The organism is Zoogloea sp. (genome assembly GCF_044344315.1).
Classification (GTDB): domain Bacteria; phylum Pseudomonadota; class Gammaproteobacteria; order Burkholderiales; family Rhodocyclaceae; genus Zoogloea.
This window is the reverse complement of the sequence record NZ_JBIJDC010000019.1, coordinates 26,087-42,328: the sequence shown is the minus strand read 5'-3', so window position 1 is coordinate 42,328 and position 16,242 is coordinate 26,087. Positions and strand designations below refer to the sequence as shown.

The window sequence follows — 16,242 nt, the reverse complement described above, 5'->3', positions numbered from 1 at the left end:
AAAGGGGCAGGTGAGGCAAAGGGCAGGTGAGGCGTGAGCGCAGTCAGAAACGGCCGGCAATGGCGTATCGGACCAGTGCGTTGCGTACGACCGGCAGACGGTTGGTGAGGTTCAGTCCAAGATTGCGCAGACCTGACAGGAGCGGATCCGCGGGCTTGAACAGCCGGTTGAGGCCGTGGGTGGTGTACTGGAGCAGGGCGGTCTCTTCGGCCCGGGCGCGGGCGTAGGCGCGCAGGATGGACAGCTCGCCCGGGTCGCGCCAGCTGTCGAGCTGAGCCAGCTGCTCGGCGAGGACGCGGGCGTCCTGGTAGCCCAGGTTGATGCCATGCCCTGACAGGGGGTGAATGGCGTGGGCGGCATCGCCGATCAGGGCCAGGCGCGGCTTGACCACGGTTTCGACACGCATCAGGCGCAGCGGGAAGGCGGCGGCGGCGGTGACGGTTTCCAGGGCGCCCAGGCGGAACGCACCGGCTTCGCTGACGCGGGCCGCGAGCACTTCCGGCGAGAGGCCGACGAGCTCGTCGGCGAGGGCGTCGGGAGCCGACCAGACCATGGACATGTAGTCACCGGGCAGAGGCAGGTAAGCCAGCACGCCATCCTCGCGGAACCACTGGAAGGCGGTGTTGCGGTGGGGCTTTTCGCAGCGGAAGTTGGCGACTACGCCTTTCTCGTCATAGGGCGTGTTGTGGGCGCCAATGCCAGCGGCCTGGCGTACCCACGAATCCCGGCCATCTGCTGCGACGATGAGCCTGGACTCCAGGCGACGGCCGTCCTCAAGCGTCAGGTAGGCGGCGTCTTCTTCGATTGCGAGTGAGGTGGGGGCGGCTGGGCAGAGCAGGCTGACGTTGTGCTGACGCTTGACCGTTTCCCACAGTTCCAGCTGCATCTGGCTGGATTCCAGGATCCAGGCGAGCTCGCGCAGGCCGCAGTCATAGGCTGAAAAATCCAGCCGGCCGCCGGCGTCGCCATGGATTTCCATGTCGTACACAGGCGCCAGGCGCTGGGGATCCAGGTGCTGCCAGATGCCGATGGAGGACAGAAAGTCCACGTTGGCAGCGCTGATGGCGTAGATGCGGGGGTCCCAGCCCGTGGGTCGGGCCGGGGGGCGGGCTTCCACGATGCCGACCTTGAGACGGCTTCCGCGCAGGGCGGCGGCGAGGGCAGCGCCGGCAAGCCCGGCACCTACGACGAGTACATCAAATTTCATGGGGAATCTCCTGCGCCGGGATTGTGCCGGACAGCGCAGGGGAAGTCATCCGCGGCGGGTGTATCAGCGTGGCGGGGGCGGAGGGGGCGGATGGGGGGAGGTCTGCGGTGGGAGTGGTGTTGCCCGATAGAGGTAAGCGTTGCCGGGGAGCTGGTTGCCTTTGGCGTACATGCATTGCTGGTAGGCAATGTCGTAGCGGCGCTGGGCTTCGCTGCCACTCAGCGAGGACTGGCCGGCACCGCTGGCGGTGCCGGCCACCATGCCGATGGCTGCACCTGTGGCGGCGCCGTGCTGACCGCCGGCGAGGGCGCCCGCAGCCGCGCCGATGGCGGTGCCGGCGACGGCGTTGTCGACGAGATTGCGGCTGGCGAGCTCATTGGGCGACGTGCCGATGGATTGGGCTGCGAAGCTGCGACACAGGCGGTCGTCGGCGACGAACACGTCGAAGGGTTTGTTGGGGGCTGGCATCACGGCGACCCGGGGGCCGTCCGGTAGGCTGGCGCAGCCGGCTAGCAGTGCCAGCAGGGCGAGAGGGGCGAGCTGTCTCATCGCCGGGCTCCTTGAGGGGTGGAGTTTCCGGGGGCAGCCGGTGTTGTGCGCCAGCCGGACGGGCATTCCTGGACATAGGGGTAGTAGGCGCCGGCTGCGTCGCAGTAGTACCAGGTGCCGCCCGTGGCCTGGGTCGGTGTCTGTGTTGCGGGCGGGGCGGCGGGTACGGCCCGCCAGCCTTCGGCGCAGCTTTCCACATAAGGGTAGTAGGCTCTTGCGCTATCGCAGTAATACCAGTTCTGCGCGGCCGGCGCGGGCGGGACCACGATCGGTTCGGGCGGCGCTATGACCACGGGCCGTGCTTGGGCGACAAATGGATACAGCAACAGACCCGCGCCGGCAATCCACCACAGGCTGTTGAGATCGTTGTGGCGGCCGTGATGCCAGTGACCAGACGAATAGCCCCCTGGAGGTCCTCCATGTCGTCCGCCCGCTTCGGCGGGCGCGGTGGCCAGGGTGCCGGCGATGGCCATGGACAGGGTAAGGAGCGTTGTGGTCGAGCGGACAAGTGGTGCGTACATATAGGGCTCCGGTAGGGGGCTGCATGCTCATTGCAGCACCAGAAGCACGATCATGTGTGTATTGGCGCTTCACAGACGTAAGCAGATGCAAGCAGGGGGCGATCGGAAAAATCAGCTAGCCTGCCAACAGCATCACGAATGTGTCCGATTTGGCTGCGCTGGAGCTCCCGACTGGGGAGAATGTTGAGTCCTCTATTTACAGTGTTGTGCGATGGATGTAAGAAAACTGGTCCTTACCCTCTGCATCGTGACCCTGCTGGCGGTGGCGATCGTGCTTTTTCTTCAGCGGAATGACGCTGAAACGGGGCGTCCGTCCAACAATCCGGCCATTGCCGAGCACGTCGAGGCCCGCCACGGCCCGGCGTTGCGGGCCATCGGTGTTCGCAGTCTGGGGGTGGACCGACGCTCCGATGATGTGGTGGTGGTCTTTGCTGGCGGCGGGCGTCTGGGGCGGCGTGTGGCCGGTCGTCTGCCCGGCTTGGCAGGCAGCGAGGGGTGCGGCGAACTGGATGTGGGTATTTCGGTAGGTGAAACGATCACGGCCTGGGGGGACGCCCGAGCCCCCGAGTTCCGCTCCCGCCTGGATTGCATCATTGCCGAGGTCATCGAACAGGCGGCGGATCTGCGCGGCGGCGACTGATTCCGGGGCGCGGCCGGGCGCCAGCGGCTATACTCCGACCCGGGAAGTTCGCCAGGCAATCGCGGTGTGTTCGCGCATCGAGGAAAGTCCGGGCCCCATAGAGCAGGATGCCGGCTAACGGCCGGGCGCCATAGCCTTCGGGTGAAAGCGACGGAAAGTGCAACAGAGAGCAGACCGCCGATGGCTCCTCACGGAGATCAGGCAAGGGTGAAACGGTGGGGTAAGAGCCCACCGCGGACGTGGTGACACGGACGGCACGGTAAACCCCATCCGGGGCAAGGCCAAATAGGGGGACGCTGACGCTGCTCGCGGAGTCCCCGGGTAGGCTGCTAGAGCGGCGCGGCAACGCGTCGACCAGAGGAATGATTGCCCGGCGGGCCGGTTTCCGGATTGGCTCGCTCGACAGAACCCGGCTTATCGGCGGACTTCCCAACTCCCCGATTCACTCCACTTTTCCCCACGTATTGGCTGTTTTGTTGCGCAATGTTGCGCTGCGAAACGCTTTTTTACCTCCAGGGCCCTGAAGGGGGATGGCTCCCTCTATCCGATGGCTGGTCCGCAGCGATTAATCAAGCACTTTTGCAATGTTTTCTATGGCCATTGATTTATAAGCGGATTTCCTCCAAAGCTTGGCTTCGTCCTCTAAGTGCTTGTGTCCAAAAGAGATTTACGTTCCGGTCAGCTTGACCGCCTATTTCTTTTGCTCTAAAGTGGGGCGAAGTGGACGAAAGTGGGAGAAAGTGAGTTTTTCCTGCTCGTCCGGGTGAAGAAGTGGGGGAATCATGTTTCAAGGCGCAGCAGCGCTCACTCTCGATGCGAAGGGTCGCCTGGCGATACCGGCGCGGCATCGGGACGCGCTTGCCAAGCTCGCCGAGAATCAGCTGGTCCTCACGGCTCATCCCCATCGCTGTCTCCTGATCTACCCCGCTCCTGCGTGGGAGCCGATCCGCAACAAGGTTCTTGCGGGTTCCAGCCTTGATCATCAATCCGCCCTGCTCAAGCGCCTTCTGGTGGGCTTTGCCCGGGAGGAGGAAATGGATTCGGCTGGTCGGGTGCTGATCGCACCGGAGCTGCGTAGTTTTGGTTTGCTGGAAAAACAGGTGCACCTGGTGGGGCAGGGCGACCACTTCGAGTTGTGGTCGGATGCGGGTTGGCAGAAGCAGCAGGAGCAGATCTTCGCCCTGGGCGCCGATCTCATGCCGGCGGGCTGGGAAACCCTGCCGCTGTGAGCGCCGCATCGCACATCACCGTGCTGCTGCACGAGGCAGTGGAGGCGCTGGCCATTCGGCCGGACGGTATCTACGTGGACGGCACTTTTGGTCGTGGCGGCCATAGCCGGGCGATTCTGGCCCGACTGGGGCCGTCGGGGCGCTTGATTGCGTTTGATCGTGATCCTGTGGCGGTAGCTGCCGGGCAGGCAGTGCAGGACCCCCGTTTTGAGCTGGTGCATGCGCCGTTCTCGGATTTTGCGGCAGCGCTGGCGGAGCGGGGTGTGGAACAGGTGGATGGCGTTCTGCTGGATCTGGGGGTGTCGTCTCCCCAGCTGGACGAAGCCGAGCGGGGCATGAGCTTCAGGTTCGATGCGCCGCTGGATATGCGAATGGATACGACCCGCGGGGTGACCGCGGCGGAGTGGCTGGCGGAAGCGCCGGTTGCAGACATAACCCGCGTGCTGAGGGAATACGGTGAAGAACGGTTTGCTTATGAGATTGCAAAGGCGGTTGTTGCTGCTCGGGCAGGGGGGCATGTTGCAACCACTGGACAGCTTGCCGCGCTCGTGGAAAAAACGGTCCGCACACGCGAGCCGGGTCAGCACCCCGCGACGCGCACCTTCCAGGCTCTACGGATTTGCGTCAATCAAGAACTTGAGGAGCTGTCGCTAGTTCTGCCCCAGGTTGTGGCAGCGCTGGCGGCCGGAGGCCGTCTGGTGGTGATCAGCTTTCACTCCCTTGAGGATCGCATCGTCAAGCGCTTCATGCGTGACGAGTCGCGGCCGCCCCAGTTGCCGGCGCGTCTGCCGGTGCGTGCGGCCGATCTGCCCAAGCCCCGGCTGGGGCTGGTGGGCAAGCCGGTACGTCCGTCCGATGCAGAGGTGGCAGCCAATACCCGCTCCCGCAGCGCGGTGATGCGGATTGCCGAACGGATGGAGGCGTGACATGGCCCGTCTGACCGGATTCCTCGTGATGCTGGTGGTGGCGAGCAGCCTGGGCGTCGTTGCTTCGCAACACCAGGCTCGAAAGCTCTACTCCGCCGTCGAGCGCGAGCAGCAGCGCTCCCATCAGCTCGAAGTCGAGTGGGGGCAGTTGCAGCTGGAGCAGAGCACCTGGGCCGCTCACGCCCGGATCGAGAAACTCGCTCGCGAGAAGCTCGCGATGCGCCCCCCGCAGTCGGGGCAGATCATCGCAATCGAGGAGCGGCCATGAAAAAGGTCAAGAAGGGCGTCACCTTCAATCACAACCCCCTCCTGCGTTCCGAGTTGTCGGCCTGGCGGCCGCGCTTTGTTCTGCTGTGTCTGCTCGGTGGCTCCCTGGCCTTGGTGGGGCGGGCGGCTTATCTGCAGGGCGTGCATGACCAGTTTCTGCAGGCCAAGGGTGAGTCGCGCTACGCGCGGGTGCTCGAGGTGCCTGCCACTCGTGGCAAGATCACCGACCGGCAGGGTGACGTGCTGGCGGTGTCGTCGCCCGTCAAGTCGGTCTGGGCGATCCCCGAAGACGCCCGCCTTGACCCATCCCAGACTCGCCAGCTGGCCGGCCTGCTGGAGGTTGGCGTCAATGAGCTCAATCAGAAGCTGTCGAGCGAGAAGGATTTTGTCTACCTGAAGCGCCAGGTTTCGCCGGAGCTGGCGGATCGCATCGCGGCCCTCAAACTGCCCGGCATCCATGATCAGCGCGAATATCGTCGCTTTTACCCCGGTGGCGACGTAATGGCCCATGTGCTGGGTTTTACCGGCGTTGATGACAAGGGCCAGGAGGGTATCGAACTGGCCTTCGAGTCCCAGCTGGCCGGCAAGCCAGGCTCCCGCCGGGTGGTCAAGGACCGGCGAGGCAATGTGGTGGAGGACGTGCAGTCGATCCGTCTGCCCCAGGATGGGCGCGAGGTCGCGCTGTCCATTGACAACAAGATCCAGTATCTCGCCCATGCGGCGCTCAAGCAGGCCATGAACGACCACAAGGCCAAGGCCGGTGGTGTGGTTGTGCTGGATGCCAAGACCGGTGAAGTGCTGGCCCTCGCCAACGCCCCGACCTACAACCCGAACAATCGGGTCAAGCTGACCGGTGATCAGCTGCGCAACAGGGCCTTGACCGATACCTTCGAGCCCGGCTCGACCATGAAGCCCTTCACCGCCGCAATGGCTCTCGATAAGGGCAAGGTCACGGCCAATACCATCATCAACTGTGCACCGGGCCGGATGACCATCGGCTCTGCCACCATTTCCGATGCTCACCCCCATGGTGCCCTGTCGGTGGCCCAGGTCATCCAGAAGTCGTCCAACATCGGTGCTGCCAAGATGGCGTTGAGCTTTCCGCCGGAGACCATGTGGAAAATGCTGGACGATCTCGGTTTCGGCTCCCCGCTCAAGCTCGGTTTTCCGGGTGAGGTGGGCGGGCGCCTGCGTCCGGCCAAGGCCTGGCGGCCCATTGAGCAGGCCACCATGTCCTATGGTCACGGCATGTCGGTCAATCTGATGCAGATGGCCAACGCCTATCAGGTGTTTGCCCGCGATGGCGACATCGTACCCCTCTCCCTGTCCCGACTGGATGCACCCCCGGTGCATGGCACCCGTGTCTTCTCGCCGCAGACGGCCCGGGAAGTGCGGCAGATGCTTGAGATGGTCGTGCAACAGGGCGGTACGGCACCCCAGGCCGGGGTGCCAGGCTACCGTGTCGGTGGCAAGACTGGCACCGCCATGAAGCTGGTAGGCGGACGTTACGCACATAAATATGTCGCCTCCTTCGTCGGAATTGCGCCGATCTCCGACCCGCGCCTGATTGTTGCGGTCATGATTGATGAGCCCAGCAACGGCAAGCACTACGGAGGTGACGTGGCTGCCCCGATCTTCTCCCAGGTAACCGCGGGCGCACTGCGCTCGCTGGGGGTGGCGCCCGATGCGCCGCTCAAGCCGCTGCAGGTGGCCCGTCAGGGCGTGTCCCAGCCTGTCGCGCGGGAGGCCATGTGAGCTTGGCGCATACGGAAAACCAGGTCCGTCGCGTCCTCGACGAGCTTGCCGCGAGAGGGGTGAAGCCCCAGCGCCTGTGTGCCGATTCCCGCCAGGTACGGGCGGGTGATGTGTTCCTGGCCTTCCCGGGGCTGCGTGTGGATGGTCGCCGCTTCATCGAGAGCGCCGTTCATGCCGGTGCTGCAGCGGTGCTCTGGGAGCAGGACGGCTTTACTTGGGACGAGCGCCTACCGGTGCCGAATCTGGCAGTAGAGGGGCTCTCGGCACTGTCCGGCCATCTGGCCAACGAAGTGTACGGCCGCCCGTCCGAGACCCTGTGGACCGTGGGCGTGACCGGTACCAACGGCAAGACTTCAGTGACCCAGTGGCTGTCCAGGGCCTTTGCCGCCCTCGGTCGCAAATGTGGCGTCATCGGCACCCTGGGCATCGGCTATCCCGGGGCCCTCTCGGAGAGCCTCAACACCACACCGGACAGCCTGACCGTCCATCAGACTCTCGCCCAGTTCCGGGAATCGGGGGCTGATGCCGTGGCCATGGAGGTCTCCTCCATTGGTCTCGATCAGGGGCGCCTGAATGGCCTGCGCTTCGACGTGGCCGTGCACACCAACCTCACCCGCGATCATCTGGACTATCACGGCAACATGGAGAACTACGGCATCGCCAAGGCCCGCCTGTTCGACATGCCGGGCTTGCGCTCCGTGGTGCTCAATCTCGACGACCGTTTCGGCATGGAGCAGGCCCGCCGTCTGGCTGGCAAAGGCCTTGAGGTCATCGGCTACACCCTGTTCGCGAGCAATGCCGACGCGGCGCCGGTCAATCGCCTGCTGGTGGCCGACCGACTTACCACTACGGCGGCCGGGATCCGTTTCACGGCCCGCTGTGGCAATGACGCTGCCGACATGTACCCGCATCTGGTTGGCCAGTTCAATGTATCAAACCTGCTTGCCGTCATCGGCACGTTGATTGCGTCCGGTTTTACCCTCGAAGACGCGGCAATGGTGGCCGAAGGCCTCACCCCGCCCCAGGGGCGCATGCAGACCCTGGGCGGTATCGGTGAGCCTCTGGTGGTCGTGGATTACGCCCACTCCCCTGATGCACTCGAACAGGTGCTTACTGCTGTTCGGGCGACCGTAAAGGCGCGTAATGGCCGGCTTGTCTGCGTGTTCGGCTGTGGCGGCGATCGTGATCCGGGCAAGCGTCCCATGATGGGAGAGCTTGCTCATCGCCTGGCCGACCAGGTGGTGCTGACCAGCGACAACCCCCGGGCTGAAGACCCCGACCAGATCCTTCGCGACATCGTTGCCGGAGCGGGTCCCGAGGCCGCCGTGGTGCCGGATCGGGCCGAGGCGATCCGCCGCGCCATCCTTGCTGCAGCTGCCGATGACGTGGTCGTGATCGCTGGCAAGGGGCACGAGCCCTACCAGGAGATCAACGGCGTGCGCCACCCCTTTTCCGATGTGGAGCAGACCCGTGCTGCTCTCCAAGCCTGGAACGACGCCCAGGGAGCCCTTTCATGATGGATCTCCAGGAGGCCGCGCTGGCCACCGGCGGTACCGCAGTGGGCGGAAGCGTCGCCTTCCGTTCCGTGAGCACCGACTCCCGTGCCATTCAGCCCGAACAGCTGTTCGTGGCCCTGCGTGGCGATCGGTTCGACGGCCACGAGTTCGTCAATGTCGTGGCGGCCCAGGGGGCCGTTGCCGCAATGGTCGACCGTGCCTGGGCCGCGACCCATCCGGTGCCCTTGCCGCTGCTGGTCGTCGAGGACACCCGCCTGGGGCTGGGGCGCCTTGCCGCCGGTTGGCGCAGTCGCTTTGATCTGCCGTTGATCGGCGTCACTGGAAGCAACGGCAAGACCACCGTCAAGGAGATGTGTGCGGCGATCCTGCGTGCCCAGGCCCGCATCGACGGTTTCGACCCCGACCTGGCTGTGCTGGCCACCAAGGGCAACCTGAACAACGATATCGGCCTGCCGCTGATGCTGCTGCGCCTGTCTGGCAACCATCGTTCGGCCGTGATCGAGATGGGCATGAACCGTCCTGGCGAGATTGGCTATCTCACCCATCTGGCCAGGCCCACCGTGGCCATCGTCAACAACGCCCAGCGCGCCCACCTTCAGGGGATGGGCAGTGTCAACGAGGTGGCCCGGGAGAAAGGCGCGATCTACGATGGCCTGTCGTCCGATGGCGTGGCGGTGATCAACGCGGATGACCCGTTTGCGGCCTACTGGAAGTCGGCCAATGCCGGTCGCCGTACCCTGACCTTCGGCCTGTCGCCCGACGCGGACGTCAGTGCCCGGTGTACTACCCATGGTTTTGCCAGCGATGTGGTGCTGAACTCGCCGAAGGGCGTGATCCAGTTCCGTCTGCAGGTGCCGGGCCAGCACAACGTGCGCAATGCCCTGGCGGCGGCAGCGGCCTGTCTGGCCGCGGGCATGTCCCTCAACGCGGTTGGGGATGGTTTGGGCGGCTATGCTGGAACCCCAGGGCGCCTGCATCTGCGCAAGGGGCTGGGTGGTGCGGTGGTGATCGACGATTGCTACAACGCCAATCCGGACTCCATGCGCGCCGGGATCGCGGTGCTGGCCGCCACGCCGGGCCGCAAGATATTGGTCATTGGCGATATGGGTGAAATTGGCGATCAGAGTTTCCAGTACCACGACGAGATCGGGGGCTATGCCAAGAGTGAAGGCGTCGATTTCCTCTTTGGGTTGGGTGAGATGAGCGAGGTTGCCGCGCGCAACTTCGGGGACGGCGGACACCACTTCACCCGGCTCGACGATCTCGTTGCTGCGGTGAAGGCGGAGATGAATACAGATACGGTGGTGCTCGTGAAGGGCTCGCGTTTCATGAAGATGGAACGGGTCGTGGACGCCATCGCGGAGAAGGTTTGATGATTGTGTGTAGCGCAGATAGGGGTGCAGTTTCTTCCGTAAGGCAAGCGGAGATGCACCATGCTGCTTGAACTGGCCCTGTGGCTTGGCAAGGACGCGCGTTTTTTCAACGTGTTCGGCTATATCACCCTGCGCACCATGCTTGCGGCGGGCACTGCGCTGCTCCTGTCGCTGGTCTTCGGGCCGCCGGTGATCCGCTGGCTGGCCGCCAAGAAGATCGGGCAGGCGGTGCGCGACGATGGCCCCAAGTCGCACCTCACCAAGGCCGGTACGCCGACCATGGGGGGCGCGCTGATCCTGATTTCCATCTCGGTCACCACCCTGCTGTGGGGTGATCTGAGCAACAAGTACGTGTGGGTCGTCCTTTTCGTCACCCTCGGTTTCGGCGCGGTTGGCTGGGTCGATGACTGGCGCAAGGTGGTGTACCGTGACCCGAAGGGGCTGGCGAGCCGCTGGAAGTATTTCTGGACCTCGGCCATCGCCCTGGCCGCCGCCACCTTCCTGGGGCTCACCGCCACCCTGCCGGCCCAGCTCGAGCTGATCGTGCCCTTCTTCAAGGCGGTGAGCTACCCCTTGGGCGTGTTGGGCTTCATCATCCTGACCTACTTTGTCATCAACGGCACCAGCCACTCGGTGAACCTCACCGATGGCCTCGACGGCCTGGCGATCATGCCCACCGTGATGGTCAGCGCCGCGCTGGCGATCTTTGCCTACGTGGCCGGCCACATGGGTTTCTCCAAGTATCTGGGCGTGCCCTACATCCCGGGTGCCGGCGAGATGGCCGTGATCTGCGGCGCCATCGCCGGCGCGGGGCTCGGCTTCCTGTGGTTCAACGCCTACCCTGCAGAGGTCTTCATGGGTGACGTCGGCGCGCTGGCGCTGGGCGCTGCCATGGGCACCATCGCCGTGATCGTGCGCCAGGAGATCGTGCTCTTCATCATGGGCGGCCTGTTCGTGGCCGAGGCGCTGTCGGTGATGGTGCAGGTGCTCTACTTCAAATACACAGGGGGCAAGCGCATCTTCCGCATGGCGCCCCTGCACCACCACTATGAGCTGGGAGGCTGGAAGGAGACCCAGGTGGTCGTCCGTTTCTGGATCATCACCATCATGCTGGTGCTGTTTGGCCTGTCCACCCTCAAGCTGCGCTGACCGGACATGGCCTCCACCTCGTCTCTCACCCTCGTTCTCGGCCTCGGCGAGTCCGGCCTGGCCATGGCCCGCTGGCTTGCCCGTCAGGGCGCTGCCCTGCGTGTGGCCGATTCCCGTGAGACTCCGCCGGGCGTGGAGCGCCTGCGCAGCGAGGTGCCTGCGGCGGAAGTCATCACCGGGCCGTTTTCGGATGGCCTGCTGGACGGCGTTAGCCGCATCGCCATCAGCCCGGGGCTCGACCCCCGTCAGCCCCTGGTGAGCACCGCCCGTGCGCGGGGGATTCCCGTGATCGGGGAGATGGATCTGCTGGCCGATGCACTGGCACAGCCTAGCCTGCAGCCACGGCCCATTGTCATTGCCATCACCGGTACCAACGGCAAGACCACCACCACCACCCTGCTCGGCGAGATGGTCAAGGCGACCGGCCTGGATGGGGTGGTGGCGGGAAACATCAGCCCCGCCGCACTGGATGTGCTGATGGCGCGCCAGGATGCCGGCCTGTCTCCGCCAGCGGCCTGGGTGCTGGAACTCTCCAGTTTCCAGCTGGAAACCTTCCCCGCCCTGCAGGCCGTTTCGGCGACGGTGCTCAATGTGACCGACGATCATCTCGACCGCTATGCCGGCCTGGACGACTATGCCAGCACCAAGGCGGCGGTGTTCCAGGGTAGCGGTGTGCAGGTGCTCAATCGGCAGGATGCCCGGGTGGCCGCCATGGCCGTGCCCGGACGCAGGGTGTTCACCTTTGGTGTAGATGTGCCCACCGGCCCCGACGACTTCGGCGTGATCGATGCCGATGGTGGTGACTGGCTTGCCCGGGGAGCCGAACGGCTCCTGCGCCGCACCGAGCTTCCCCTGGCCGGGAGCCACAACGTGGCCAACGCCCTGGCGGCGCTGGCCCTGGGTGAAGCCGCCGACCTGCCCCGGGAGCCGATGATCGCCGCCCTGAAGGCTTTTCGCGGCTTGCCCCACCGGGTCGAGAAGGTGGCCGAGCGCAGCGACGGAGTGAGCTACTACGACGACTCCAAAGGCACCAACGTTGGCGCTACCGTGGCGGCTCTGGAAGGGCTGCGTTGCAAGGTGGTGCTGATTGCCGGTGGGGATGGCAAGGGGCAGGATTTCTCCCCCCTGAAGGATGCTTTTGCCCGCTATGCCCGCGCCGTCGTACTGATCGGGCGCGATGCCGACACCATTGCTGTGGCCGTGGACGGCTGTGAAGTGCCCCTGATTCACGCTGCAGACATGGACGCGGCCGTGCTCGAGGCCAACGCCCGGGCCCAGGCCGGCGACGTGGTGCTGTTGTCCCCTGCCTGTGCCAGTCTCGACATGTTCCGCAACTACGCCCATCGCGCCCAGGTCTTCATCGACGCGGTGCGCCGTCTTCCCGGAGTGCGCCCCGCATGAAACTTGCCGCCAGCCTCTCCGGTTTTTTTGCCCGCTACGGCCTTGGCGACACCGCCCCGGCAACCGGTCGGGCGGTCGGGCGACTGCTGCGCCCCAACGGGCAACCGCGGGAACTCGATCCGGCGCTGATCTGGTCGGCCGCAGCCCTGCTGCTGCTCGGCCTGGTGATGGTTTTTTCGGCCTCCATTGCGACGGCCGAAGGCAGCCGCATGTTCGGCCATCAACCGGCCTATTTCCTGATCCGCCACGCCGTCTTCCTGGCCATCGGAGTGATCGCCGGGGTGGTGGTGTTCCAGATTCCCATGCGTGCCTGGCAGGAGATGGCGCCATGGCTGTTCATCGCGGGTGTCGTCTTGCTGCTGATCGTGCTGATCCCCGGCATCGGGCGTGACGTGAACGGCGCCCGCCGCTGGCTACCCCTGGGCGTGGTGAATTTGCAGCCCTCGGAGCTGATGAAGCTCTTTGCCGCGCTCTATGCCGCCGATTACACCGCCCGCAAGCTGCCGCTGATGGGTAGCTTCAAGCAGGGTTTCATGCCCATGGCCGGGGTGATCCTGTTCGTGGGTTTCCTGCTGCTGAAGGAGCCGGACTTTGGCGCCTTCGTGGTGATCACGGCCATCGCCTTCGGCGTGCTCTTCCTGGGCGGCATCAATGTGCGCTTGTTTGTCCTGCTGGCCATCGTTGCGACCATCGGCTTCGTACTGCTGATCACCTTCTCCGAGTACCGGCGGCAGCGCATCCTGGGCTTCATGGACCCGTGGCAGGATGCCTACGGCAAGGGCTATCAGCTGTCCCATGCCCTGATCGCCTTCGGGCGGGGGGAGTGGTTCGGGGTCGGGCTTGGCGGCAGCATCGAGAAGCTCTTCTATCTCCCCGAGGCCCACACCGACTTCCTCCTGGCCGTGATTGCCGAAGAGCTCGGCTTTGTCGGCGTCTTTCTGGTTGTGGCCCTCTTCGCCGTCATCATTCAGCGGGCCTTCGCCATCGGCAAGCAGTCGGTGACGCTCGAGCGCACCTATGCGGCCCTCGTGGCCCAGGGCATCGGCATCTGGATCGGCGTGCAGTCCTTCATCAATATGGGCGTCAACATGGGCCTGCTGCCCACCAAGGGTTTGACCTTGCCGCTGATGAGTTTTGGTGGCTCGGGCATCCTGGCCAACTGCGTGGCCCTGGCGATCCTGTTGCGGATCGACTGGGAGAACCGGCAGATCATGCGCGGGGGCAACGCTTGATGCCGACCCTGATGGTCATGGCCGGCGGTACGGGCGGCCATATCTACCCCGGTCTAGCCGTCGCGGATGCCTTGCGTGACCGCGGCTGGAAGGTTGTGTGGATGGGCAACCCGGACGGCATGGAGGCGCGGATCGTGCCAGCCAGTGGCTATGAAGTGGCCTGGGTGCGCTTCACGGCCCTGCGTGGAAAGGGGCTCCTGCGCAAGCTGTTGCTGCCGCTCAACCTGATGCGTGGTTTTGCCCAGGCGCTGGGCCAGATCCGCCGGGTCAAGCCGGATGTGGTGCTCGGCATGGGGGGCTATGTCACTTTCCCGGGGGGCATGATGGCTGCGCTGCTGGGAAAGCCGGTGGTGGTGCACGAACAGAACTCGGTTGCCGGACTCGCCAACCGGGTGCTGGCGGGCGTGGCCGACAAGGTGCTTACGGGTTTCCCTGATGTTTTGAAGAAGGGTGAATGGGCAGGCAATCCGGTGCGCGCCGAGATCACTGCGGTGCCTCCGCCCGCCGCGCGTTTTGCGGGGCGCAGTGGCCCCCTCAAGGTGCTCGTCGTGGGGGGGAGCCTGGGTGCCGCGGCTCTCAACGAGGCAATGCCGCGGGCGCTTGCGCTGTTGGCGCCGGAGGAACGCCCGCAGGTGACCCACCAGGCCGGCAGCAAGCAGATCGAAGCCCTGAAGACAGCCTATCAGGCTGCCGGTGTGAGTGGCGAGTTGCTGCCCTTCATCGACGATATGGCCGAGCGCTATGCCAGTGCCGATCTGGTGATCTGCCGTTCCGGTGCCCTGACCGTGGCCGAACTGGCGGCGGTGGGCGTGGCCAGCGTGCTGGTGCCTTTTCCCCATGCAGTGGACGATCACCAGACCGGCAACGCCCGATTCCTGGCAGATGCCGGAGCGGCCGTGTTGCTGCCGCAAACCGAACTGACGCCGCAGCGTCTGGCAGCGCTGCTGCAAGAGATGAACCGCGAGCGCCTGCTGGTCATGGCCGAGAAGGCGCGTGGGCGGGCCAGGCCGGACGCGACGGCGCGGGTGGCCGACGTGTGCGCCGGCCTCGCCGCTTGAAAAGTATCCAACGGGACAGAATGTGAAACACAAAGTCAGAAGCATCCATTTCGTGGGCATCGGCGGTGCCGGGATGAGCGGCATTGCCGAAGTGCTGCTCAACCTCGGCTACGGCGTCAGTGGCTCCGACCTGGGCGACAACGCGGCCACCCGGCGCCTGAAGGCGCTGGGCGCCCGCGTGATCCAGGGCCACGATGCCGGTAACGTGTCGGGTGCCGACGCGGTGGTGACCTCCACCGCCGTCAAGGGTGACAACGCCGAGGTGATCGCGGCCCGGGCCAAGGGCATTCCGGTGGTGCCGCGGGCCCAGATGCTGGCCGAGCTGATGCGCCTCAAGCAGGGCATTGCGATCGCTGGCACCCACGGCAAGACCACCACCACCTCCCTGGTGGCCAGCATCCTGGCCGAGGGGGGGCTCGATCCCACGTTCGTGATCGGTGGCAAGCTCAATGCCGCCGGCGCCAATGCACGCCTGGGTAAGGGTGACTTCCTGGTTGCCGAGGCGGATGAGTCCGATGCGTCGTTCCTGTTGCTGACTCCGGTCATCTCGGTGGTCACCAACATCGACGCCGACCACATGGAGACCTACGGCCACGACTTCGCACGCCTGAAGCAGTCTTTCGTGGATTTCCTCCAGCACCTACCCTTCTACGGCGTGGCCGTGCTGTGCGATGACGACAAGCATGTGCGCTCCATCATGCCGCTGGTGTCCAAGCAGATCGTCCGCTACGGATTCTCCGAATCAGCCAATGTGCGTGCCGAGAACATCCATGCCGACGACGGCCGCATGAGCTTTGATGTGGTCCGGGTCAATGGCACCACCAGCCGCATCTCCGTGGTCCTCAATCTGCCCGGCCGTCACAATGTGCTCAACGCCCTGGCGGCGATTGCCGTGGCCACCGAGGTCGGCGTCTCCGACGAAGCCATCATCAAGGCCCTGGCCGAATTCAAGGGCGTAGGCCGGCGCTTCCAGCGTTACGGGGAGCTGGCGCTGCCGAACGGCGGTTCCGCCACGATCATCGACGACTACGGTCACCACCCGGTCGAGATGGCAGCGACGGTCGCTGCCGCCCGTGGAGCCTTCCCCGACCGACGCCTGATGCTGGCCTTCCAGCCCCACCGTTTCACGCGGACGCGGGACTGTTTCGAGGATTTCGTGAAGGTGCTGTCCACCGTCGATGCCCTGCTGCTGGGTGAGGTGTACGCGGCCGGAGAGGCGCCCATCGTGGCCGCCGACGGCCGCTCCCTGGCCCGCGCCTTGCGGGTGGCGGGAAAGATCGAGCCGGTGTTCGTGGAGAACATCGAGGACATGCCGGGGGCCATTCTGTCCTCGGCCCTGGATGGCGACGTGGTGATCACCATGGGTGCCGGCAGTATCGGCGGCGTGCCGGGCAAACTGGTGAGTGGCGAGGTTTAAG

The 16,242-nt window shown here is 65.2% G+C and carries 15 protein-coding genes and 1 other RNA gene; 13 read left to right on the top strand and 3 right to left on the bottom strand.

Going from position 1 to position 16,242, the window contains the following annotated elements:
* Nucleotides 1–43: 43 nt before the first annotated feature.
* The 3 genes from ACIQ09_RS06295 to ACIQ09_RS06285 all read right to left on the bottom strand — a co-directional run bounded on the left by ACIQ09_RS06295 (nt 44) and on the right by ACIQ09_RS06285 (nt 2,277).
* A complete protein-coding gene (locus ACIQ09_RS06295; protein WP_398307326.1) occupies nt 44–1,207 on the bottom strand; it encodes a UbiH/UbiF family hydroxylase in 1,164 nt (387 codons plus the stop codon).
* Between the two features lie 63 nt (nt 1,208–1,270).
* The gene (locus ACIQ09_RS06290; protein WP_398307324.1) at nt 1,271–1,756 is read right to left on the bottom strand and encodes a hypothetical protein; all 486 of its coding nucleotides are present in this window, start codon (nt 1,754–1,756) and stop codon (nt 1,271–1,273) included.
* On the bottom strand, nt 1,753–2,277 hold the full coding sequence (locus ACIQ09_RS06285; protein ID WP_398307322.1) for a hypothetical protein: 525 nt from the start codon (nt 2,275–2,277) through the stop codon (nt 1,753–1,755). The genes ACIQ09_RS06290 and ACIQ09_RS06285 overlap by 4 nt, the downstream gene beginning before the upstream one ends.
* A 211-nt stretch (nt 2,278–2,488) precedes the next feature.
* Between ACIQ09_RS06285 and ACIQ09_RS06280 the strand changes: the two genes are divergently transcribed.
* From ACIQ09_RS06280 to murC, 13 genes are all read left to right on the top strand, one after another.
* Nucleotides 2,489–2,917 (top strand): hypothetical protein, encoded by a 429-nt coding sequence (locus ACIQ09_RS06280; RefSeq protein WP_398307320.1) that lies wholly within the window; start codon nt 2,489–2,491, stop codon nt 2,915–2,917.
* A 43-nt stretch (nt 2,918–2,960) separates the two neighbouring features.
* Nucleotides 2,961–3,350: RNase P RNA component class A (rnpB, locus tag ACIQ09_RS06275), an RNA gene on the top strand.
* 349 nt (nt 3,351–3,699) lie between these two features.
* Complete coding sequence (mraZ, locus tag ACIQ09_RS06270) at nt 3,700–4,146, top strand: division/cell wall cluster transcriptional repressor MraZ (RefSeq protein ID WP_398307318.1); 447 nt, start codon at nt 3,700–3,702, stop codon at nt 4,144–4,146.
* On the top strand, nt 4,143–5,072 hold the full coding sequence (gene rsmH / locus ACIQ09_RS06265; protein ID WP_398307316.1) for a 16S rRNA (cytosine(1402)-N(4))-methyltransferase RsmH: 930 nt from the start codon (nt 4,143–4,145) through the stop codon (nt 5,070–5,072). The genes mraZ and rsmH overlap by 4 nt, the downstream gene beginning before the upstream one ends.
* Nucleotide 5,073: 1 nt before the next feature.
* Nucleotides 5,074–5,340 carry a cell division protein FtsL gene (ftsL, locus tag ACIQ09_RS06260; protein WP_299882525.1) on the top strand — a complete coding sequence of 89 codons (267 nt, stop codon included), beginning with the start codon at nt 5,074–5,076 and terminating at the stop codon, nt 5,338–5,340.
* Nucleotides 5,337–7,094, top strand: a complete 1,758-nt coding sequence (locus ACIQ09_RS06255; RefSeq protein ID WP_398307314.1) for a peptidoglycan D,D-transpeptidase FtsI family protein — start codon at nt 5,337–5,339, stop codon at nt 7,092–7,094. Before ftsL ends, ACIQ09_RS06255 begins: the two co-directional genes overlap by 4 nt.
* Before the next feature lie 2 nt (nt 7,095–7,096).
* A complete protein-coding gene (locus ACIQ09_RS06250) occupies nt 7,097–8,611 on the top strand; it encodes a UDP-N-acetylmuramoyl-L-alanyl-D-glutamate--2,6-diaminopimelate ligase (RefSeq protein ID WP_398307312.1) in 1,515 nt (504 codons plus the stop codon).
* Nucleotides 8,608–9,984 (top strand): UDP-N-acetylmuramoyl-tripeptide--D-alanyl-D-alanine ligase, encoded by a 1,377-nt coding sequence (gene murF / locus ACIQ09_RS06245; protein ID WP_398307310.1) that lies wholly within the window; start codon nt 8,608–8,610, stop codon nt 9,982–9,984. The genes ACIQ09_RS06250 and murF overlap by 4 nt, the downstream gene beginning before the upstream one ends.
* A 60-nt stretch (nt 9,985–10,044) precedes the next feature.
* Entirely contained in the window at nt 10,045–11,133 is a 1,089-nt protein-coding gene (gene mraY / locus ACIQ09_RS06240) for a phospho-N-acetylmuramoyl-pentapeptide-transferase (protein ID WP_296564745.1), read from the top strand.
* A gap of 6 nt (nt 11,134–11,139) precedes the next feature.
* Nucleotides 11,140–12,534 carry a UDP-N-acetylmuramoyl-L-alanine--D-glutamate ligase gene (gene murD, locus ACIQ09_RS06235; RefSeq protein ID WP_398307307.1) on the top strand — a complete coding sequence of 465 codons (1,395 nt, stop codon included), beginning with the start codon at nt 11,140–11,142 and terminating at the stop codon, nt 12,532–12,534.
* A complete protein-coding gene (gene ftsW, locus ACIQ09_RS06230) occupies nt 12,531–13,766 on the top strand; it encodes a putative lipid II flippase FtsW (protein WP_398307305.1) in 1,236 nt (411 codons plus the stop codon). Before murD ends, ftsW begins: the two co-directional genes overlap by 4 nt.
* The gene (gene murG / locus ACIQ09_RS06225) at nt 13,766–14,824 is read left to right on the top strand and encodes an undecaprenyldiphospho-muramoylpentapeptide beta-N-acetylglucosaminyltransferase (RefSeq protein WP_398307303.1); all 1,059 of its coding nucleotides are present in this window, start codon (nt 13,766–13,768) and stop codon (nt 14,822–14,824) included. The genes ftsW and murG overlap by 1 nt, the downstream gene beginning before the upstream one ends.
* A 22-nt stretch (nt 14,825–14,846) precedes the next feature.
* A complete protein-coding gene (murC, locus tag ACIQ09_RS06220; protein ID WP_398307301.1) occupies nt 14,847–16,241 on the top strand; it encodes a UDP-N-acetylmuramate--L-alanine ligase in 1,395 nt (464 codons plus the stop codon).
* Nucleotide 16,242: the final 1 nt, after the last annotated feature.